We start from the raw sequence: 20,307 nt of genomic DNA, 5'->3' as shown, positions 1-20,307 counted from the left end.
TGATGTGATGCAGGGCATAGTTAGGAAAGTTTCCTAACAGAATCTCCCCGCGCCTGCGTCCGCCCCAGGAATCCCAGGAGGCCACAGTGACACCTCGATCGGTCTGGCGTGCCGTCATCTCCGGCTCGGCCACCCTCGCAGTCGTCCTCGCGCTCGCGCCCACCACCCCGCAATCGGCAACCGCCGCCGAGCCCAGAACCGTCGCGGCGCCCGCGGCGGCGACCGACTATCAGGCCGAAGACGCCACGATCTCCCAAGGTGTCGTCGAGTCGAACCACGCCGGGTACACCGGCAGCGGGTTCGTCAACTACGACAACCTCGTCGGCAGCTACGTCGAGTGGACGATCACGGCACCCGGCGGACCGGCCGACGTCACCCTTCGCTACGCCAACGGGACCACCGCCACCCGGCCGCTCGACTTCACCGTGAACGGTGTGGCCGGCGCCGTCGGCATCACCTTCCCCGGCACCGGCGACTGGACCAGCTGGCAGACCAAGACCATGCGGCTCACCCTCGCCGCCGGCACCAACAAGATCCGCGCCCGCGCGACCACGGCCGACGGCGGCCCGAACGCAGACAAGCTGACCGTCACCCCGACCACCGACGACCCCCAGCCGCCGTCCGCGCCCTCGAACCTTGCCGTCAGCAACATCAAGTCGAACGCGGCGACCTTCAGCTGGACCGCGGCGACCGACAACGTCGGCGTCGTCCGGTACGAGATCAACCGCGGCGGCAACGTCCTCAAGGTGGTCGACGCGAACACCTTGACCGCCACCGTGGACACGCTCACCTCCAACACCGCGTACGACGTGTCGGTCGGTGCGTTCGATGCCGCCGGCAACGCTTCGCAGCAGAGCAACGTGGTCACCTTCACCACCCCGACCAGTGGCGACACCCAGCCGCCAACGGTGCCCGGCAACCTTCGCAGTACGAGTGTGAGCTCGAACAGCGTTTCCCTTGCCTGGAACGCGTCCACGGACAACAGCGGCGCCATCGCCGGGTACGACGTCTACCAGGGATCCACCAAGGTCTCGACCACGTCCTCGCTGACCTCGACGATCACCAACCTGACGGCGAACACCGCCTACACGTTCACCGTCAAGGCCCGCGACCCCGACGGCAACGTGTCCGGCCCGAGCAACGCGGTGTCGGTCCGGACCGCCAGTACGGGCACCGGCGGGATCCCGCAGTACGAGAAGGACATCGCGCGGGTGGACCTCGGTTGGAGCGTCGCGTTCCTGCCGGACAATTCGGGGTCGGCACTCGTCACCGAGCGGGACCGGTTCGAAGTACTGCTGGTGACGGCGGCGGGTCAGAAAACCACGCTGGGCAAGGTTCCTGGTGTCGTCACGACCACTGGGGAAGGCGGTTTGCTCGGCCTCGCGCTGTCGCCGAACTTCCCCACCGACCACTGGGTGTACTTCTACCACACGGCCGCGAACGACAACCGGATCGTGCGGATGAAGTACGAGAACGGTGTACTCGCCTCGACCTCGGAGCCGGTACTGACCGGGCTGGCGAAGAACCGGTACCACAACGGCGGCCGGCTGCGGTTCGGCCCGGACGGCAAGCTGTACGCGACCGTCGGCGACGCCAAGAACAGCGGCAACTCGCAGAACAAGGCCTCGCTGAACGGCAAGATCCTGCGGATGAACCCGGACGGTACGCCGCCGAGCGACAACCCGTTCTTCAGCACCGGCGGTAACGCCCGCTACGTCTACAGCTACGGCCATCGCAACCCCCAAGGCCTGGCCTGGGACTCCCACGGCCAGCTCTGGGCGGCCGAGTTCGGCGAGAACAGCCAGGACGAGCTCAACCTGATCCAGAAGGGCGGCAACTACGGCTGGCCCGCTTGTGAGGGCACCATCGGTGACTGCGGCGGGTACATCGCGCCGAAGCGCACCTGGTCGACCTCGCAGGCCGGACCGAGCGGCGTGGAGATCGTCAACGACTGGATCTACATCGCCGGCGTCACCGGTCAGCAGCTGTGGGTCACCCAGATCAACTCCGCCGGCACCGGCGTCGGCACCCCCCAGGCCGTCTTCTCCGGCCGCTGGGGCCGCCTGCGCAGTGTCACCAAGACACCCGACGGAGCCCTCTGGGTCACCTCCACGAACAACGACATGAACGGCGGCTCCCCCAGCACCATCGACAACTACATAGTCCGGCTCAAGTTCCCCACTCCCTGACCGGCTCTGGTGGCGGGCAGCGTGTGCTGGATAGGGTTGGCGGAATGAAGCCCTCGGCGCACGCTGTCAGCCAATACGCGGAGACCACCGAAAATCTTGCGGCGCGGATCGCGCTGCACGCCTACAGCACCAACCCGCAGGACTGGTTCGCCTGGCTCAAGGAGCGGCTGCCGCTGCAGGGTGACGTGCTGGAGGTAGGAGCCGGGACCGGCAAGCTGTGGTCGGAGATCGACCACGTGGCGCTCGGTCTCCGGCTCACGCTGGTCGACTTCTCCCCCGCGATGTGCGCAGAACTGCAGAAGGTCCCTGCCGCCGAGGTCCACGAGGCCAGCGCGCTGGAACTGCCCTTCGAAGACGGCAGCTTCGACACAGTGATCGCCAACCACATGCTGTACCACGTGGACGATCCGGCTCGTGCCCTGCGCGAGTTCGCCCGCGTACTGCGCCCTGGCGGCAAGCTGGCCGTCGCCGTCAACGGCGGCACCCACATGGCCGAACTCTTCGCCCTCACGTCCGTCATCGGCCACCCCGAGCTCGCCCGCGGCCTGACCATGAACGACTTCACCGCCGAGGCCGGCCCCGGCTACATCGCCCGCTACTTCTCCGACGTCGAGGTCGAGCGCTACCCGTCGGACCTCGCCGTACCGAGCGCGGACCCGATCCTCGCCTACCTCGCCAGCCTCATCGGCAGCCCGCTCACCCCGACCCAGGAAGCCGCCGCCCGCGCCGAGATCCAGCCCACGATCGACGCCACCGGCACCTACCCGATCCGCAAGCACACGGTCCTGATCACCGCCACCAGCCCGGTCTGATGGTGCCGTGAGACTGGATCTGTCGATCGGCCTGATCGGCATCCCCGCCGGTGAGATCGAGTTGCGGGACGAAGGCAGTCGGACGAACTGGCGGTCCGACGTACCGGCGTACCGGCTCGCAGCACGTCCGGTCACCCGTGCCTTGTACTGCGCTGTCACAGGTCAACCGGATCCGGTCGATCCGCAGCTACCCGTGACGGATGTGTCCTGGCTGGACGCCGTCCGGTTCTGCAACGACCTGTCGCGAGTAGAGGGAATCGAACCCGCCTATGGCATCGGCGACGATCGCGACGGGCTCGACGTCGTCTGCGACTGGGAAGCCGATGGGTACCGCTTGCCGTCCGAGGCGGAGTGGGAGTACGCCTGCCGGGCCGGAAGCACGGCCGTACGGTACGGCGAGTTGGACGAGATCGCCTGGTATCGGGAGAACTCCGGCGGGCAGGTCCACGCTGCCGGGACCAAGCTGCCGAATGCGTGGGGGCTGTACGACACCATCGGGAACGTGTGGGAATGGTGTTGGGATCATTTCGATCCCAAGGTGTACGGCCCGTATCGGGTGTTTCGGGGCGGTGGCGCTTATGACGAACCACGGGCTTGCCGGGCGTCGTGCCGGCGGAAGAGCCATCCGACCTTCCACATCGACGATCTAGGGTTTCGGGTCGCCCGCGGCGCGTAGTACCAGGTAGTCCTCCCAGGTGTGCTTGCCGATGGTGGCGCCGGTGAGGGTGAGGTTGTCGGCGTTGCGGTAGGCGCGGCCGACCTTGCCGGGGAGGCGGATCGGGAGCTTCGGGCGGCGCTTGCCCTGGGCGTGCAGATAGCCGTCGACGAGCTCGCGCAGGTCGTAGACGGTCGGTCCGGCGAGGTCCGGTACGGCGCCTGCCGGTTCTCCCAGCGCGAGCTCGACGATGCGGTCCGCGACGTCGCGCTCGTCGACCGGCTGGAACCGCAGACCGCCCGGCGCCGGCACGATCGGCAGGCCGCCCATCTTCTGCGCCACCGCGTAGGTCAGGCTGTTGAACTGGGCCGCGCGCAGGATCGTCCACGGCACTCCCGACTCCCGGACGGCCTTCTCGGCGCCGGACTTCTCCCGGAAGTAGCCGATCGGCATCTTGTCCGCGCCGATCACGGAGATGTGCACGAGATGCCCTACTCCGGCTGCCGCGGCTGCCCGGGCCAGGTTCTCCGCCGCGAGCGCGTCGCCCTTGGCGCCACCGGCCAGGTGAACCACGATGTCGACGCCGTCGAGCGCGATCCCCTCACCCTTGAGTAGATCGCCTTGGACGTGCTCGACGCCGTCGCCGCTCACTCCACCGCGCCGGCTCAGCACGCGTACGTCGTACCCCGCGGCCTTCAACTGCGGCAGCACCAGCTTGCCCAGCGTCCCGGTCCCACCGGTCACCAGAATCGTCATGTCCACTCATCTCCTCAGCGTTTCCGTCTGCATCTACTTCTTCGACGGATCCACTGAGGAGACTGTGACTGGCCGGATTTGTGCCCTCCGTCACCAGCTCGTGTTGAGCGGTTTGCCCTCGGAGTAGCCGGCTGCCGACTGGATGCCCACGACCGCGTGCTCGTGGAACTCCTGCAGGTTCGTCGCGCCGACATACGTGCAGGAGCTGCGGACGCCGGAGACGATGGAGTCGAGCAGGTCCTCGACGCTCGGTCGCTCCGGGTCGAGGTACATCCGGGCGGTCGAGATGCCTTCGCCGAAGAAGCCCTTGCGCGCTCGCTGGAAGGGCGTGTCCTCCGACGTACGGGACCGGACCGCGCGGGCGGACGCCATCCCGAAGCTCTCCTTGTAGATCCGGCCGTCGCTGTCGCGATGCGGATCGCCGGGTGACTCGTACGTGCCCGCGAACCACGAACCGACCATCACGCTGGACGCACCGGCGGCCAGGGCGAGCGCGACATCTCGCGGATGCCGGACTCCCCCGTCGGCCCAGACGTGCTTGCCCAGTTCGCGAGCCCGGGTCGCGCACTCGAGGACGGCCGAGAACTGCGGCCGGCCGACGGCCGTCTGCATCCGGGTCGTACACATCGCGCCCGGCCCGACTCCGACCTTCACGATGTCGGCGCCGGCCTCGACGAGGTCGCTGACCCCATCGGCGGTGACGACGTTGCCCGCGACGATGGGCACCTGCGGATCGAGGGCACGGACGACCCGCAGTACGTCGAGCATCCGCTCCTGATGACCGTGCGCGGTGTCGATCACCAGTACGTCGATGCCCGCGTCCAGCAAGGCTTTCGCCTTCAGTTCGGCGTCGCCGTTGATGCCGATCGCTGCCGCGACCCGAAGGTTGCCGGAGGCATCGACCGCGGGTTCGTAGAGGGTTGCGCGGAGAGCGCGCTGGCGGGTGAGGATCCCGACGATGCTGCCGTCGCCGTCGACCACCGGCGCCAGCCGATGCCGCCCGTCGTGCAACTGGTTGAAGGCGTCCTCCGCGGCGATCCCGGCGGGCAGGGTCAGCAGTTCGCGGGACATGATCCCTTCGAGCTGGGTGAACCGGTCGACGCCCTCGCAGTCGGCGTCGGTCACGACCCCGACGGCACGGCCGTTGTCGACGACGATGACGGCTCCGTGGCCGCGCTTGGGCAACAGGTTCAGCGCATCGCCGACGGTCCCGGTGGGCGTCAGCACCAGCGGTGTGTCGTAGATGGTGTGCCGCTTCTTGATCCAGGAGACGACCTCGGTCACCACCTCGACGGGAATGTCCTGCGGGATCACCGCCAGCCCGCCGCAGCGCGCGATCGTCTCGGCCATCCGCCGGCCGGACACCGCCGTCATGTTCGCCGCGACGATCGGGATCGACGCGCCCGTCCCGTCCCCGGTCGACAGGTCCACGTCCAGCCGCGACGAGACCGCGGACCTGTTCGGCACCAGGAACACGTCGTTGAAGGTCAGATCCTGCTCCGGAACCCGCTCACCAAGAAAACGCACGCCACACTCCTCACACACCCGGCAACCACGGCCACCCGTTCCACAGCACCGCGACCTCACACGGTACCCAGTCCGCACCCCAGGAAAGCAGCGATTGCCGCCAATCCCACACCACTGTGACCCTGCGTGTCGAAGGAAACGCGTTGCGTCCGAAGACCCGAGGGTCCGGACCCTCGGGTCTTCGGACGCAAGCGTCTTGAGTGCTAGTGGAAGAGGAGTCGCTGGCGGTAACTGGGGGTCGTCTTGTCGTAGTACCGGCCGACCCAGCCGTCGTCGGGGCTCAGGTACGCCGTCGCGTCCGAGTCCTTGAACTTCTGCACCAGGTAGCGGAAGTAGAAATGGTTGAAGATCCGCAGGAACTCGCCGAGATAGATGTCGGCCACCCGGCTGTCGCCCTGGATCACCAGCATGTTCTCGTCGTTCTCGTGCACCGACGGATCGCTGAAGTTGCCCGATCCCGAGATCACCAGCGGCTGATCGCCGAGCGGGTCGATCAGCATGAACTTGGTGTGGGTGTACTGCACCATCGGATTGAGGCCGGTGAGTTGTTCCTTGGTCCAGCGGTCGAGGATCGCGGTCTGCAGGAACGAGCCGACGGCGACCTTGACGTCATGATCGGTCTCGAACCGCACGCCGCCGGCGCCCTGGGGTTTCTCGAGGACGAAGTACCGCATCACGTCGGACTCGGGCGCGACCGCCGCGGCGATCTTGTCGTGCACCCCGAAGGCCGCCGTCATGAAGAAGGACTTCTTCGCCTTGGCCGCCTCCCCCGCGTACCAGTCGATCAGGTCCAGCGTCGTCCGCGGACTGAAGATCGGCGCCAGCCCGGCCGGTGGTGGGATCGTCGGCGTCGGCGTGGCCTCGGTATCGGCGGGCCGCAGCCGGTCGTACTGCGGATCGACCGCGATCCGTTGCCAGTAGTCGAAGTACTGGCTCGCGATCGCGGCGTCCCGGACCAGGTGGCCGACGTTGGACTGACCGAAGACGCCGCCCCAGGTGATGTTGGTCGACCCGGTCCAGACCTCCTGCGGTACGTCGTCGTGGAGCAGCACCAGGAACTTGTTGTGCGCGATCGAACTGTTGGTCTTGCGCGGAATCATGTTCGGGCCGAGGCCGGGCCGCCTCGATCGCGGGCTCGCTCTGCTGCCAGACCTTCTTGCGTTTCGGATCGGTACTGGCCTTGCCGCGCCGGTCGTACACGATCTGTACGTCGACGCCGCGCGCGGCGGCAGCGGCGAGCGCCTCCAGCACGGGCGGATAGGTGAACTCGTAGACCGCGCCCCGGAGCGCGAATCCGGGTCCTTTCGCCTTGCTGATGTAGGCGAGCAGCGCCTCTTCCAGCCCTCGGGACAGCCAGTCGTACGCCGGATCGCTGCGATCTCCTGGCCGCGGCGGCCGGCCGAACTTCTGCGCGTATGCCTGGCTACCGGCGACGCCGCGGTTGAAGTGGACGGCGTGCATCCCGGCGTCGACGGACTCGGTCGTCACCTTCACGGTCACGTCCTGGCGGATCTCGAGGTTCTTCGGCTTCCCGTAGAGACCGACCACGCGGTACTCGTAGTCGCGCCCGGGCTTGGCGGTGTAGTCGCCCCAGAGAAAGCTCTGCAGCGGATGCTCCAGCAGACTCACCGAGGATCCCGCCGGAATCCCGGCCGAGGTCTCCTTGAACACCTTCATCCCGCGCAACCAGTACCGCTCGTTCTCGACCGGATCGAACCGCTCGATCGCGAACCCCAGCAAGCCCTTGGTCCGGGTCTTCGGAATGTCCAGCCCCAGCAGCACGACATAGGTGCCCGCGACCGCGTGCACCTTCAACCCACCGGCAACACCCGCGCGACTACGCATAGCTCCCCCAACTGCCCCCACGGCGACCTGACTGTCAGTCACCACCCAGTCAAAACCGTACTGCGCGGGGGCGGGCGAAGCGAGACCTCGGTATCAACGCGCTGCTCAACTGTTGGCAACGTGGTGTAGTCGCGGGATAGTGCTTACTTCCGGAGGCAGGAGGGGGAACGGGGTGCCGAGCGGAAAATCTGTGCCGCCGTCGACCGGATCGCTCCGGCTCGACGCGGAGACGGCCATCGTCCTTCGCGAGGCGTTCCACAAGATCGAGGCGCAGTACCGCACCGACCACCACGGGTTGTACGACTACGTCCGCGCGGTCGCGGGCAAGCTCGCCCGGGTCGACACGTTCTATGTCGGCTTCCTGCAGGGCTCGAACAGGGTGCGCTACCCGTACGGGTACGACAGCGGGAAGTTCGACGATCCGGCGACTCACATCTACGGTCCGAGCGGTCAGACCGCCTGGCTGCTCAAGCATCGGCAGACCTATCGCTTCGGCTACGACAACGGCGCTGTGCTGCAGGGCGGAGTGGCGTGTGGCGACACCAGCAAGCAGTCGGCCGACGCTGTCACGGTGCCCCTCTTCCGCCCGGCCGACGACGGGTCGCGCGATCAGCTGTTCGGCATGGTGTCGATGCACAGTTACGCGCCGGACAGCTACGACGACAACGCGGTACGGGCGTTCGAGTGGCTGGCCGGGATGATCGCCCGGGTGCTGACCCGAGGGGCCGAGGACCGCGATGCGCTGCGGTTGCTCCCGGCCGGTGAGGACAGTCCGAACTCGCTCACGTCCGATCACGTGATGGAGTACCTCTCGAACCGGATCGCCTCACTGCGGACGATGGCGGCGGATGCGCTGACCGCGGGCGAGATGGCGGATCCGGTGAAGGACCAACTGGAGGCCCTGATCCGGACGGCCGAGCAGACGCAGTCCGAGTTGATCGAGATGATGCTGGACGTCGACGAGGGGCCGGAGCGCCGGTTCACCAGCCTCACCAGCGCACAACAGGGCGTCGCGGTCCTGCTGGTGGATGGCTACGACAACGACCAGCTCGCGACCGAACTCGGAATCAGCCTCAACACGGTCAAGTCGCACCTCAGCACGATCCTGCGCAAGTACGACCTGGACAGCCGCGCCCAGGTAGCCGACGACGTCCGCCGCTACCTCGCCCGCTAGCCGGCGCCTCGTTCTCCGGGCGAGGCTGGTTCACGCTCGCAGTGGTCCCTCGGGCAATAGGCAACGAATCATCCCGGCTGGGACAGTCAGCGCCATGCACTTCGGCATGATCACCCAGCAGGCGCACGGCAGCATCGCCACGGAGTCCGACCAGTTGTATCCGGGGCTGACCGCCGACGGGTCGGTGCATTTCAGTTCGTACGACGGGCAGGTCGACGGTCCGATCGCGGTTCGTGGAGTGAGCTGGGTCCGGGCGCTGATGTCACTCAACGGGTTCAATCTCTCGGTCAGCCAGGAGACCGACTGGCATCACTTCGACGTGAGCCTCTATCTGACCGATGCCCGGATCGTCGTCGTGGTCGACGAACCGGTCGACGCGCGGACCAGGTGGGTCGGCCATCTGCGCTACCCGTGGATCCATTCGGTCGGCTACCGGCCGAGCTCGCTGAACGAAGGCGCACTGGTCGTCGTGATGGAGCAACTGGAAGAAGGCGCGGAAATGCCGACTGATTGCACTCTCCGGTTCTTGCTGGACCAGCACCAAGACAGTGGCGAACTGGCTCGTCGGATTGTCGGGCGGCTGGCGCGGCATCACCTCGGCAGGGGCAGTTTGCCGGCCACGGCGGTCCCGGGTTTTCAGGTGCTGCTGGAGCCGCCGCGACTGGCCGATCCGGAGAAGGGCGACCAGGCAACTTATTGGCTGGGGGCGTTCAAGCACTATCCCGGCGGCACCGAGTACGTCCGCGGCGATCCCGAAGGGGGCACCTGGTTGGGCCGGGACGTCTAGCTGGTTGGGATACTGGGGCTTGTGAATGGTTCGGTACTACGTGCCGCGGTGGCTGGGGATGTCGAGAAGGTCGCGGAGCTACGGGCCGTGGTGATGCGTGCGGATCTGGAGCGGCTCGGGCGGTACGACGAGCACCGGGTGCGGCAACGGCTGCGGGATTCCTTCTCGACGCAGTACTCGTCGATCATCGAGATCGACGGCGAGCTCGCCGGATGCGTCACGCTGAGGCCCGCCGACGATGGCTTGTTGCTGGAGCACTTCTACGTCGCTCCAGCGTTCCAGGGCCGCGGCCTCGGATCGACAGTCTTGCGCACACTGCTGGACCAGAGCGACGCGCAGAACATGGCGGTCCGGCTGAACGTCCTACAGGGCAGCCCGGCCCGCCACCTCTACGAACGCCACGGCTTCACCCTCGACTCCGAAGACCCGATCGACGTCTTCATGACCCGCCTCCCCCGCAGTACCGGCTAGGCCGCCTGCCCACCTGGGTGGGTTAGTTGTAGAAGCGGCGGGCGCTGGAGCCTATTCGGGTGACGTCTGTGCCGTAGATGTGGATCGAGATCGCGGTGGTGTCGCCGGTGTTGTGGACTCGGTGGATGTCGCCGGGAGGGGCGAAGCCGCTGACGTCGCCGACGTGGTTGTCGCTGCGGCCGACGAGGTTGAGGTCTTCGTCGTACAGCTCCTCGTGTTCCGTGCCCTGGATGACGCCGAACACACACCACGTCACGTGGTCGTGGATCCTCGTGAGCTGCCCTGGTCGCCATACCAACGCGATGATCGAGAAGGAGCCGTCCGGATCGGCGTACAGGGTGTGGCTGCAGTACTTGTCCGGCGAACCCAGTCGTTGTTCGGCAGTCAGTACTGCGGGCGTTGGCAGGTTCCGGCGCAGTTGGTCGGCGACGAGGTCGGCCGTGGCGGACCAGTCGGTGTGGACGGCGATCGCAGTACGGACGCCGTCGATCAGATCGGTCAGTTCGCTGACCGGGAGGTGTTGCGCTGTGATCGTCATACCCGCAGCGTGCGCTCGCCAGATTCATACGTCCAATGCCAGTTTTCGTGCCGATTTATAGATAAAGTCGATACATGTTGGATGTCACCAGGCTCCGCGTCATCGACGCACTCGCTCGGCATGGGTCCGTCACGGCGGCAGCCAAGGAGCTGCACTATTCGCAGCCCACGGCCAGCCATCACCTCGCCCGGCTCGAGGCGGAGACCGGCGCGCAACTGCTGCAGCGGGTCGGCCGCGGCGTACGGCTCACGCAGGCAGGCCAACTCCTGGCCGACCGGGCCGCCGAAATCATCGGGCGGGTCGACGCCGCCGACGCGGAACTCGCCGCCCACGTAGGGCTGAGCGCTGGACGCGTGCGCCTGGCCGGGTTCTCGACCGCGATCGGGTCCTTCGTCACCCGGGCGGTGGCAGCGCTCGCGGCCGATCATCCGGGTCTGCAGATCAGCCTCACCGACACGCATCCGCTCGAAGCGCTGGACCTGCTGCGGGCGGGCAGGATCGACGTCGCGATCGTCTTCCGGTACGACGAAAGCGAGCCCGAGCCGCCCGGCGTACGCCTGCTTCACCTGCTCGACGACCCGATCTACCTGCTGACCACCCGGCGTACGAAAAGCCTGGCCGCGTTGCGCGACGCCACCTGGATCGCCGGTTGCGAGCGCTGCAACGGCCATCTCCTGTCGGTGTGCGACGCCGAAGGTTTCGAGCCCGACATCCGCTACAGGACCGACGACATGGTCGTCATGCAGGAGCTGGTCGCTGCCGGCCTCGGCGTGACCACCATCCCCGGTCTGGCGCTGGAGGCCCACCGCGCGAAGAAGATCATCTCCACCCGGCTGCCGGGCTCCCATCGCCACATCTACGCGGCCACGTACGGCGAACCGCCCGATCCACCCGCCACCGCCGCCCTGCTCGCCGCGCTGACCAATGCCGCTACCGCCTGACATCCCGTACTACGCGCAGTCGATCAGCTGAACGATTCGGGCCCGAAGCGGCCGATCGCCACGATCGCGATCAGGGCGAGATAGGTCAGATTCAGCATCGCGTGCTTGGACTCGTGGCGGCGCGACGTCACGATCGCCGCACCGGTCATGATCGCGGCCAGGCCAACAGCCGCCAGCGGCACCAGGATCGGCGCGACGTCGAACGCGGCCGGTACGATCAGCCCGATGGCACCCAGGATCTCGACCGCACCGAGGGTCTTGATGAAGCCCGCGCTGAAGTCGTTGACCCAGCCTCCGCCGGGAGCCTTGGCCAGCTTCTCCTTCGGGATGATCAGCTTGTTGGCGCCCGCCAGGAGGAAGACCGCTGCCAGCAGGCCGGCGATGATCCACAGAGCGAGATTCATGGGTTTCTCCTTGTCTGTTACCTCGGCCCTTCCGGGCCCGTCATCACCCATGACGGAGCCCGCTGGTGAGAGGTAACAAGATGACGGAAGAGGCTGTAGCGGCTGCCTTCGAGGAGCAGCGCGGACGCCTGGTGGCGCTGGCCTACCGGATGCTCGGCTCGCGGGCGGACGCGGAGGACGCAGTACAGGAGGCGTGGCTGCGACTCGCCCGCCAGGATGCTGACGCGATCGCGAATCTCGCCGGCTGGCTGACCACTGTGGTGGGGCGGGTTTGCCTTGATGTACTGCGTACTCGCAAAGCGAAGCCGGAGGCGTCGTACGACGACCAGCTACCGGAGTTGGTCGTGACCGAGGACCTCGACGGTGCGCCCGAGGACGACGCAGTGCTCGCTGACGCGGTTGGGCTGGCGCTGCTCGTAGTACTCGACAGCCTCGGACCGGCCGAGCGGTTGGCCTTTGTGCTGCATGACATGTTCGCGGTGCCGTTCGAGGAGATCGGCCAGATCGTGGGCAAATCCGCGGACGCCAGCAAGATGCTCGCCAGCCGGGCTCGCCGGAAGGTCCAGGGTCCGCACAGTCCGACCGACGAACGTCGACAGCAGCGCACGGTTCTCGATGCCTTCCTCGCCGCAGCGCGAACCGGCGATTTCGAGGGGCTGCTACGGGTGCTCGATCCGGACGTCACCCTGCGCACCCACACCCCGCGCGGCGTGGTCGTCAGGCTCGGCGCCACCGAGGTTGCGACTCGGGTCCAGCGCGGCGCCAACACGAACATCACCGCACGCCGCGTACTCGTCAACGGCGAGCCAGGCATCATGTCCTGGGCCCCCAACGGCAACCCCCTCAGCCTGATGGCCTGCACCATCACCGACGGCCGGATCACCGACATCCTCTCCATCACCGACCCCGCCCACCTGGCCACCCTCGACCTCCCACCCTCGACCCCCAAGGATTCGTAGGGCGGCGGCTACTTGGGTTCTGTTCGCGTCGTGGGGCTCACGGCGTGGCAAGATCGGCGGGTGCAGATTGGGATGCTTGGGGCGTTCGAGGTTCGCGCGGGTGACGGCGTCCTCGTCGACGTACCGGGCGCCCGGTTGCGGGGGCTGTTGATTGCGCTGGCGTTGAGACCGGGGCAGGTGGTGCCGAAGGCGACGCTTGTCGACTGGATCTGGGGTGAGCAGCCGCCCGCCGAGGCGGCGAATGCCTTGCAGCGTTTGGTTTCCCGGCTGCGGAAGGTGCTGCCGGAGGGGTCGGTCGAAGGGCAGCCGGACGGGTACCGGTTGAACATCGAACCCGATGCCGTCGACGCAGTACGGTTCGAACGCCTCGCCGGAGGAGCTCAAGCTCGCGGCGGCGAGCGGGTTGGGCAGTTGCGCGAGGCACTTGCGTTGTGGCGTGGTGCGGCCATGCAGGACATCGGTTTACAGGACAGCGAGGCGTTCGACGCGGCGGTCACCCGGCTGGAGGGCCTACGCCTGGCAGCCATGGAGGACCGGTTCGATGCGGACGTCGAGCTCGGCCACGGTGCGGAGCTGATCACCGAACTGACCGACCTCGTGGCCGCGCATCCGATGCGCGAACGCCTTGTCGCCGCCCTGATGCGTGTCCTTGCCGCAGCCGGTCGCGACAGCGAAGCGTTGCTTGTCTACCAGCGCACCAGAGAAGCCCTGGCCGACGCGCTCGGCGTCGACCCGTCAGCGGAGCTCTCCGCGGTGCACGTCGCGTTGCTCCGCGGTGAGCTGGTACGCGGGGAGGAAGCCCGGAAGACCAATGTGCGCGCAGAACTGACCAGCTTCGTCGGCAAGGACGCAGACGTCAGCACGGTCCGCGAACTCATCGCCGTCCATCGGCTCACGACCCTGATCGGTCCGGGCGGTGCGGGAAAGACCAGGCTGGCAACGGAAACCGCACGAACGCTCAGCGACCTACCCGACGGCCCTTGGCTGGTGGAACTCGCCCCAGTCGGTGTCGACAGCGACGTGGCGCAGGCGACCCTCGCCGCGCTCGGTCTACGCGACGCCTTGCTGAGCGACACCTCGGATCTGCCGCCGACGGACCGGGTCATCGCGGCGCTGCGGGACCGGGAGGCGCTGCTCATCCTGGACAACTGCGAGCACGTGATCGAGTCCGCGGCGACCTTCGCCCATCGGGTCCTCGGCGAGTGTCACCGGCTGCGGATCCTCGCGACCAGCAGGGAACCGCTCGGTATTACCGGTGAGGCGCTCTGGCGGGTGATGCCGTTGGCCCTGCCCGCCGGCGACGCGGCCCCGGAAGCGATTGAGTCATCACCGGCTGTCCGGCTGCTGCGTGATCGAGCGAGCGCAGTACGGAAAGATCTCGCCGCCGATGCCCGCACGTTGGCGACCATGGCGCGCGTCTGCCGGGCACTGGACGGGATGCCGCTGGCGATCGAGTTGGCCGCGGCCAGGTTGCGCACGATGTCCCTCGATCAGCTCGCCGACCGGCTCGACGACGTGTTCCGGCTGCTGACGGGCGGCAGCCGGACGGCGCTGCCCCGGCAACGCACGCTGCGCGCGGTGATCGATTGGAGCTGGGAGCTGCTGACCGAAGCCGAGCGGGTGGTCCTGCGCAGGCTCGCGGTGTTCGCCGGTGGCGCGAGTCTGGAAGCAGCCGAGCGGGTCTGCACCGGCGACACGGTCGAGTCGGGCGACGTGTTCGAGTTGCTGACCGCCCTGACCGAGAAGTCGCTGGTAGTTGCCGAGAGCGACGACGCGCCGCGGTACCGGATGCTCGGCACCATCAAGGAGTACGCCGCGCAGCAGCTCGCGGCGGCGGGCGAATCGGAGCTGGCCCGACATGCTCATCTCGCCTACTTCACGGAGCTCGCCGAGACTGCGGAGTCGCATTTGCGCCGCGCCGACCAGCTGGAGTGGCTCGCTATCCTCGGGACCGAGCACGACAACCTCAGTGCTGCGATGCGCGGAGCAGTCGCGGCCGGCGAGGGCCAGGCGGCGATGCGGCTCGCGGCGTACGCGGGCTGGTACTGGTGGCTCAGCGGTCACAAGGTCGAGGGCAACGAACTGGTGATGGCTGCCACCAAGACGCCAGGCGAAGTGACCGACGGGATCCGGGCCATCGTGTACGCGCTGGTCGTCCTGTTCCTGAGCTCCGGGCCGGGCGACGAACACCGGGCCAAGGAATGGATCCACGAGACCTATCGCATCAGGCAACGCCTCCAGAATCCTGCCCCGTTCCTGGAGCTGGTGAACCCGCTGGAAAGCATGCTGCGAGAGCCGGGCTCCTTCCTCCCCGCGTGGGAACCGCTGCTCGACAACGAAGACCCTTGGGTCCGCGCGATGGCGCGGCTGCAACTCGGCAAGATGCGGATCGTGCTCGGCCATCCGGGCCGGGAGGCGGACGACTGCCTCGAGCTGGCGCTTGCCGAGTTCCGAGCCCTCGGCGAACGGTTCGGGATCTCGTTCGCCCTGTCCGAGCTGGCGGAGCGGATGGCCGTGCGTGGCGATTTCGCCGACGCGTGCGAGTACTACGAACAGGCGATCGCGGTAGTTATCGAAGTAGGTGCTTTCGAGGACGTGCTCCCGATGCGCTCGCGACAGGCTCAGCTGTACTGGCTGCTCGGCACTGTGGAATCCAGTGACGCTGCCATGGCCGACGCCCAGCGGTACGCCGATCGGGTCACCTGGCCCGGAGCACTGGGACTACTGGCCCTCGCGAAGGCGGTACTGGCTCGTTGGAGTGGCAACACCGAGGCGGCGCTTCACCAGCTCGGCGTCGCCACCACCACTCTCGGCGATGAGGCGGAGCTGCCGAGCATCCGCGCGGGAACACAAAGCCTGCTCGGGCACCTCGCCACCGATCTCGACGACGCCCGTACGCACCACACCGCGGCTTATCAGGCCGCGGCCGAGGCTGGGCACGCGTCCTTGATCGCCCAGGTGATCATCGGCGTGGCGGATCTGGCGTTGCGGCGCGCGCAGTACGAGCAGGCTGCGCGACTGGTCGCGGCAGCCATCGGCGTACGAGGGCTGCCTGATCAGTCCCACCCGGACGAGGGCCCGGATCGCCGACACGGCACTGAGCCACCTCGGCGACGCGCAGTACGCCGAGGCGGCTCAGGAGGGAAAGCAGACAGACTGGTCTCAGCTGGTCGAGGTCACGCTCGCTTCTTGAAGGTGGCCGAGGCCCACAGGTAGCCGACGATGGCGATCCCGACGCACCAGGCGAGTGCGGGGATCACGTCGCTGCTCTGCGGCGCGCCGTTGAGGAAGCCGCGCAGGGACTCGATGATCGGCGTGAAGGGCTGGTACTCCGCGAACTGCCGCACGCCCTGGCCCATCTTGTCCGCCGGCACGATCGCGCTGCTGAAGAACGGCAGCATGATCAGCGGTACGGCGGCCAGCCCTGCCGTCTCGGGAGACTTCGCCGCCAGGCCCAGAGCGACCGTGAGCCAGGCTGCCGCGATACCGAGCAGGACGATGATGCCGACCACGCCGAGCCAGTCGAGGAAGCTGGCCGACGGGCTGAATCCGAGCAGGAAGGCGACGCCGAGCAGAGCCGCGTTGGCGAGCAGGTTGGTCATCACACTGGCGACCACGTGACCGCTCAGCACCGCGCCGCGAGGGACGTCCATCACCTTGAACCGGTTGATGATGCCCTTCGTCATGTCTGAGTTCACCGCCACCGCGGTGGCACTGAGTCCGTAGCAGACCGCGAGCAGCATCAGGCCCGGCGTCGCGTAGTTGATGTAGTCCTCGCCGACGTCGAAGGCGGCTCCGAACACGTAGACGAACATCAGCATCATCACGATCGGCATCAGCACCGCGTTGAACACCGAGGTCGGGTTCCGGGCGATGTGCTTGAAGTCGCGACGCAGCATGACGATGGAGTGGGACTGGGTGCTCATTTCGCGACTACCTCCGCAGTACGGCCTGTCAGGGCAAGGAAAACGTCATCGAGATCGGGGGTGTGGACCGAGAATTCCTCGGCGCTGAGTGCGTATTCGTCGAGCCTGTCGAGGACGGCCCGCAGTGACTTGGTCCCGCCGTCGCTGGGCACTCGCAGGGCCAGTGCCTCGTCGTCACGGGTGGAGTCGGTGAAGATCCGGGCGGCCGTGTCGAGTTGGCCGACCGAGTCGAACCGGAGCCGGACATGCGTACCGGGGATCTGGCGTTTGAGCTCGTCGGGGGTGCCCTGGGCAACCAATTTGCCCTGGTCGAGAACCGCGACCATGTCGGCGAGCTGATCGGCTTCGTCGAGGTACTGGGTGGTGAGGAAGATGGTCACACCGTCGGCCACCAGTTCGCGGACGATCGCCCACATCGTGCGGCGGCTGCGCGGGTCCAGCCCGGTCGTCGGTTCGTCGAGGAAAATGATCTGTGGGTTGCCGACCAGCGTCATCGCCAGATCGAGCTTTCGGCGCATGCCGCCGGAGTACGTCGAGACGGGCTTCTGCGCCGACTCCACCAGATCGAACCGCTCCAGCAACCCAGCGATGACCTGCTTGCCGTCGCCGACCCGGCGCAGATCCACCATCAGCTGCAGGTTCTCCTGGCCCGTCAGCAACTCGTCCACCGCCGCGAACTGACCGGTGACACCGATCGCCCGGCGTACCTGCTTGACCTCGTTCGCGACGTCATGCCCAGCCACCCTCGCCGTCCCGGCGTCGGCCGTCAGCAACGTGGTGAGCACGTTCACCGTAGTCAAGTTGCCAGACGGACACTCTTGGCGTTTTCGCAGGTCAGGCGGCAGTTTCGGAGCGCCAGGCCGCTCAGTGCCGGTGAGAGCATGAGGGCCCGGCGGCCGGGGCCTAGCCGGTGATGGCGGCCCTGACCAGCGTTCCATGCCTACACGCGATAGGAGCGCAGTTCATCTCTCGCGTCCTGGGCAAGGAGTGAGTTTTTGAATCGATCACCACCCAACAAATCCGACAGATCAGAAATCCGATTTACGATCCACGAGATTCGTCGTTCCTCTGGAAGATGCAAAACGGTGCGCACTACATCCATTGCGCCCTCGACTTCACCGAGCTTGAGTCGAGCCGTCGCTAGATAGACCTGGGCCAGCGCCTCATCATCTAGCGAACGATGCTCGGGCGGTTCATGTGCCCAAGTTTCGATAGCAAGCACCGCGCTACTTGCAGCAATCTGCAGCGCTTCGCGGTCAGGAAGCCACATCAACGATGACGCCGAGTAGTACGCCTGTTTCGCGTGCGAGAAGCCAAATAGTCCTTGTATTGAATCCGAGGTGCTACGCTCGCGGGCTCTGTCGGCTTCTGCGAGCAGTGTCATTGCAGTGTGACTATCACCTAGATTTGCCGCGCACTGAGCAGCGCCGCAAAGTAGCCGAACCTCAGAAGTTCCGGGGCCTTGGTATCGCATGCCATCATCAACGAACTTCCTGCCTAGCTCGTAGTCCTTATCGAATCGTGCGATGAGCGACTGAGTGCCGCGAGTCCAAGCTCTAAGTTCGTTGTCTCCAGCAAGATCAGCCATATTCCAAGCAGCCGCACTATGCGTAAACGCGATTTTAGTATTTCCCAGATCAAGGGCCGCATATGCAAGCACACCCGAAACGCGCGATAACGCTAGATACAGGTCTGAGATTTCACTCGGTCTGAACCCCCCCACCGTGACGCGTCGAGTTAGTTCCTCCCTTAGCGACGCGGCCTGCTTGAGCATTGGTTCAGGTGGATTGGACAGGTAGGCGACTGCCAGATCGGCCACTGCTTCATTCATGGTGTCTAGATCGGAATTGTCTGGTTGCGCGGCAGCGAGTAGCCGAGACTCTCTTTCCGACTTTTGCAAGAGGCCCTTCACTGCGGCTTCTCGATCTCGCTTTGATTTTGCTAGCTCCCAGACTGATAAGAGCTCGCCATCCGTCTTCAATTCACGATCAGCTAGCTCGATCCAATCTCGTTGAGGCCACCTTCGACCTGCCTCCACGTTATTGATCCAGCCACGCGAGGTGAAGGTGGCTGCTGATAGGTCGGCTAAGGAGAAATTGGCTTCGGCTCGCGCAGATGCGAGAGCCTTACCGAGATCTACGCCACCTGTCTCAGACATCGTCGCCTCGCCTCACCCTCGCCCGTCCCGCTGGTCGGAACTGTCTCCAATCTAGCGCAGCGCTCCGATGGAGACAGCAGGACCTTGGATTCGGTGTCCAACACCCTGCAAGGTAGTAACCAGGCCGATCGAAGCCTAGGGAGATGGCGTGATGGAAGGAGGCCGGATAGCTGATGGATTTCGAGACTGTCGCCAATTGGTGCGCGGCATTTCTCGGTGCTGCGGCGTTGGCTGACTTCGCGGTGGTTCTTGCGCGGCTTGTGCTCGGGCCCGCGTAGGCAGTCGGGATCTGGTCGGGCGTAATGGATGACTACGGGGACTGGCTCAAGCGGTATGCGTTGGTCTATCTGCGGCATGTGCCGCCGTTGAGTAAGGCTGATGTGTATTCGCTGCAAGGGGTTATGCGCCGGTTCGCTGTAGAGAGCGGCGTGCAGGTGGTCGGCCTGTTCGTTGAGAAGCCGGGAGATTCTTCGGTGGCTTTGGAAGCGTTGCTTAAGCGGGTCGAGTCGCGCGGGATCAGGGTCGTGCTTATGCCCGAGGCGAACTATTTCCCGGACAGTGAACCGGCCGTGTCGGTGGTTAACAGGTTCAAAGAACTTGATGTGGACGTGAGAGTTTTACCATTGGTTTCGGTTCTGAAGTGGAAGAGCAGTCTTTCGAGCGGGGAAGGTGAATGACGATTCTTGCGGAGAACAGCGTGAGCACTGGGCAGAAACCGGCACCGTATGTGGCGGCGTATATCCGTCGGCATGTGCTGATGACGCCACGGGAAATGGCGCAGGCCCAGCAGGGCATCATCGCTTTCGCGCGAGCGAGGGGGTTGGAGATCGCCGAAATCTTTGTCGAAGAGTTGGAGACGGTCCCTGACGCTTTCGCGCGCATGGCGGAGAAACTGCACGGTACGGGCGAACGTGTAGTGATCCTGCCGGGCGTGCATCATCTCGCCGGTTTGGGCTCTCCACCGCTGGTCGCGTTGCAGGCTTTCACGGCTGACGGGGTTCAGGTGCTGATTGCCGGACACGTCGAATAACTCTGACCGGTCAGGTTGGCCGGTGGGCAGCATCAAGGTTTCTGCCCGGTCATCCTGGCTTCGGCGGGGCGCGGCGTGGCGTAACCATTCCGCCCCTCACAACGGAAAAGAGAACCATGTAGCGCCCCGCCGTAT

General features: G+C 66.2%; 19 protein-coding genes. 11 read left to right on the top strand and 8 right to left on the bottom strand.

The window, feature by feature from the left end; translation table 11 throughout:
• Positions 1–86: 86 nt before the first annotated feature.
• The 3 genes from F1D05_RS31840 to F1D05_RS31830 are packed head-to-tail and all read left to right on the top strand — an operon-like array spanning position 87 to position 3,677.
• Positions 87–2,189, top strand: a complete 2,103-nt coding sequence (locus F1D05_RS31840; RefSeq protein WP_185444062.1) for a PQQ-dependent sugar dehydrogenase — start codon at positions 87–89, stop codon at positions 2,187–2,189.
• A 44-nt stretch (positions 2,190–2,233) separates the two neighbouring features.
• Positions 2,234–3,001 carry a class I SAM-dependent methyltransferase gene (locus tag F1D05_RS31835; protein ID WP_185444061.1) on the top strand — a complete coding sequence of 256 codons (768 nt, stop codon included), beginning with the start codon at positions 2,234–2,236 and terminating at the stop codon, positions 2,999–3,001.
• 7 nt (positions 3,002–3,008) lie between these two features.
• Complete coding sequence (locus F1D05_RS31830; RefSeq protein WP_246486130.1) at positions 3,009–3,677, top strand: formylglycine-generating enzyme family protein; 669 nt, start codon at positions 3,009–3,011, stop codon at positions 3,675–3,677.
• Here F1D05_RS31830 and F1D05_RS31825 read toward each other — a convergent pair.
• From F1D05_RS31825 to F1D05_RS31815, 3 genes are all read right to left on the bottom strand, one after another.
• Positions 3,648–4,412, bottom strand: coding sequence for an SDR family oxidoreductase (locus tag F1D05_RS31825; RefSeq protein WP_246486129.1), 765 nt, complete (start codon positions 4,410–4,412; stop codon positions 3,648–3,650). The two genes, F1D05_RS31830 and F1D05_RS31825, sit on opposite strands and share 30 nt — an antisense overlap.
• 90 nt (positions 4,413–4,502) lie before the next feature.
• Entirely contained in the window at positions 4,503–5,939 is a 1,437-nt protein-coding gene (locus F1D05_RS31820) for a GuaB1 family IMP dehydrogenase-related protein (protein WP_185444059.1), read from the bottom strand.
• A 203-nt stretch (positions 5,940–6,142) separates the two neighbouring features.
• Positions 6,143–7,039, bottom strand: coding sequence for a phospholipase D-like domain-containing protein (locus F1D05_RS31815; RefSeq protein WP_185444058.1), 897 nt, complete (start codon positions 7,037–7,039; stop codon positions 6,143–6,145).
• Between the two features lie 917 nt (positions 7,040–7,956).
• Here F1D05_RS31815 and F1D05_RS31810 point away from each other — a divergent pair.
• The 3 genes from F1D05_RS31810 (at position 7,957) to F1D05_RS31800 (ending at position 10,216) form a co-directional block, all read left to right on the top strand.
• Positions 7,957–8,958: a helix-turn-helix transcriptional regulator gene (locus F1D05_RS31810; RefSeq protein ID WP_185444057.1), complete on the top strand. Its 1,002-nt coding sequence runs from the start codon at positions 7,957–7,959 to the stop codon at positions 8,956–8,958.
• A 94-nt stretch (positions 8,959–9,052) separates the two neighbouring features.
• Positions 9,053–9,745 (top strand): hypothetical protein, encoded by a 693-nt coding sequence (locus tag F1D05_RS31805; RefSeq protein ID WP_185444056.1) that lies wholly within the window; start codon positions 9,053–9,055, stop codon positions 9,743–9,745.
• Positions 9,746–9,766: 21 nt separating this feature from the next.
• A complete protein-coding gene (locus tag F1D05_RS31800) occupies positions 9,767–10,216 on the top strand; it encodes a GNAT family N-acetyltransferase (protein WP_246486128.1) in 450 nt (149 codons plus the stop codon).
• A gap of 22 nt (positions 10,217–10,238) precedes the next feature.
• Here F1D05_RS31800 and F1D05_RS31795 read toward each other — a convergent pair whose 3' ends face one another.
• Complete coding sequence (locus tag F1D05_RS31795) at positions 10,239–10,754, bottom strand: cysteine dioxygenase family protein (protein WP_185444055.1); 516 nt, start codon at positions 10,752–10,754, stop codon at positions 10,239–10,241.
• Positions 10,755–10,828: 74 nt separating this feature from the next.
• Here F1D05_RS31795 and F1D05_RS31790 point away from each other — a divergent pair, with 74 nt between their 5' ends.
• Positions 10,829–11,695, top strand: coding sequence for a LysR family transcriptional regulator (locus F1D05_RS31790; RefSeq protein WP_185444054.1), 867 nt, complete (start codon positions 10,829–10,831; stop codon positions 11,693–11,695).
• 23 nt (positions 11,696–11,718) lie between these two features.
• Here the strand turns inward: F1D05_RS31790 and F1D05_RS31785 are convergent, their stop codons facing one another.
• Entirely contained in the window at positions 11,719–12,099 is a 381-nt protein-coding gene (locus F1D05_RS31785) for a DoxX family protein (protein WP_185444053.1), read from the bottom strand.
• An 80-nt stretch (positions 12,100–12,179) separates the two neighbouring features.
• Between F1D05_RS31785 and F1D05_RS31780 the strand changes: the two genes are divergently transcribed.
• Positions 12,180–13,058 (top strand): sigma-70 family RNA polymerase sigma factor, encoded by an 879-nt coding sequence (locus F1D05_RS31780; RefSeq protein ID WP_185444052.1) that lies wholly within the window; start codon positions 12,180–12,182, stop codon positions 13,056–13,058.
• A gap of 60 nt (positions 13,059–13,118) precedes the next feature.
• Positions 13,119–16,274, top strand: coding sequence for a BTAD domain-containing putative transcriptional regulator (locus F1D05_RS31775; protein WP_246486127.1), 3,156 nt, complete (start codon positions 13,119–13,121; stop codon positions 16,272–16,274).
• On the opposite strand, the gene F1D05_RS31770 is transcribed toward F1D05_RS31775, so the two are convergent.
• Genes F1D05_RS31770 through F1D05_RS31760 form a run of 3 tightly spaced genes read right to left on the bottom strand, consistent with a single transcriptional unit; the run spans position 16,235 to position 19,142 of the window.
• Entirely contained in the window at positions 16,235–16,984 is a 750-nt protein-coding gene (locus F1D05_RS31770) for an ABC transporter permease (protein ID WP_185444051.1), read from the bottom strand. The genes F1D05_RS31775 and F1D05_RS31770 overlap by 40 nt on opposite strands.
• Positions 16,981–17,922 carry an ATP-binding cassette domain-containing protein gene (locus F1D05_RS31765; RefSeq protein ID WP_185444050.1) on the bottom strand — a complete coding sequence of 314 codons (942 nt, stop codon included), beginning with the start codon at positions 17,920–17,922 and terminating at the stop codon, positions 16,981–16,983. The genes F1D05_RS31770 and F1D05_RS31765 overlap by 4 nt, the downstream gene beginning before the upstream one ends.
• Positions 17,923–17,924: 2 nt before the next feature.
• Positions 17,925–19,142 (bottom strand): helix-turn-helix domain-containing protein, encoded by a 1,218-nt coding sequence (locus F1D05_RS31760; protein ID WP_185444049.1) that lies wholly within the window; start codon positions 19,140–19,142, stop codon positions 17,925–17,927.
• Positions 19,143–19,444: 302 nt separating this feature from the next.
• On the opposite strand from F1D05_RS31760, the gene F1D05_RS31755 reads away from it, so the two are divergent.
• Both F1D05_RS31755 and F1D05_RS31750 read left to right on the top strand, forming a co-directional pair.
• Positions 19,445–19,819, top strand: a complete 375-nt coding sequence (locus F1D05_RS31755; RefSeq protein ID WP_185444048.1) for a hypothetical protein — start codon at positions 19,445–19,447, stop codon at positions 19,817–19,819.
• Entirely contained in the window at positions 19,816–20,172 is a 357-nt protein-coding gene (locus F1D05_RS31750) for a hypothetical protein (RefSeq protein ID WP_185444047.1), read from the top strand. Before F1D05_RS31755 ends, F1D05_RS31750 begins: the two co-directional genes overlap by 4 nt.
• Positions 20,173–20,307: the final 135 nt, after the last annotated feature.

Source organism: Kribbella qitaiheensis (assembly GCF_014217565.1).
Lineage (GTDB): Bacteria > Actinomycetota > Actinomycetes > Propionibacteriales > Kribbellaceae > Kribbella > Kribbella qitaiheensis_A.
Note: the sequence above shows the minus strand (reverse complement) of the source record. Positions and strands in the feature narration are given on the sequence as shown.

Bases quoted from the DNA above. Each gene is read 5' to 3' on its own strand.
- F1D05_RS31755 (WP_185444048.1), top strand. From the start codon at position 19,445: ATGGATGACTACGGGGACTGGCTCAAGCGGTATGCGTTGGTCTATCTG.
- F1D05_RS31750 (WP_185444047.1), top strand. From the start codon at position 19,816: ATGACGATTCTTGCGGAGAACAGCGTGAGCACTGGGCAGAAACCGGCA.
- F1D05_RS31780 (WP_185444052.1), top strand. From the start codon at position 12,180: ATGACGGAAGAGGCTGTAGCGGCTGCCTTCGAGGAGCAGCGCGGACGC.
- F1D05_RS31825 (WP_246486129.1), bottom strand. From the start codon at position 4,412: ATGACGATTCTGGTGACCGGTGGGACCGGGACGCTGGGCAAGCTGGTG.
- F1D05_RS31790 (WP_185444054.1), top strand. From the start codon at position 10,829: ATGTTGGATGTCACCAGGCTCCGCGTCATCGACGCACTCGCTCGGCAT.
- F1D05_RS31805 (WP_185444056.1), top strand. From the start codon at position 9,053: ATGCACTTCGGCATGATCACCCAGCAGGCGCACGGCAGCATCGCCACG.
- F1D05_RS31760 (WP_185444049.1), bottom strand. From the start codon at position 19,142: ATGTCTGAGACAGGTGGCGTAGATCTCGGTAAGGCTCTCGCATCTGCG.
- F1D05_RS31835 (WP_185444061.1), top strand. From the start codon at position 2,234: ATGAAGCCCTCGGCGCACGCTGTCAGCCAATACGCGGAGACCACCGAA.
- F1D05_RS31815 (WP_185444058.1), bottom strand. From the start codon at position 7,039: ATGATTCCGCGCAAGACCAACAGTTCGATCGCGCACAACAAGTTCCTG.
- F1D05_RS31795 (WP_185444055.1), bottom strand. From the start codon at position 10,754: ATGACGATCACAGCGCAACACCTCCCGGTCAGCGAACTGACCGATCTG.
- F1D05_RS31770 (WP_185444051.1), bottom strand. From the start codon at position 16,984: ATGAGCACCCAGTCCCACTCCATCGTCATGCTGCGTCGCGACTTCAAG.
- F1D05_RS31765 (WP_185444050.1), bottom strand. From the start codon at position 17,922: ATGGAACGCTGGTCAGGGCCGCCATCACCGGCTAGGCCCCGGCCGCCG.
- F1D05_RS31785 (WP_185444053.1), bottom strand. From the start codon at position 12,099: ATGAATCTCGCTCTGTGGATCATCGCCGGCCTGCTGGCAGCGGTCTTC.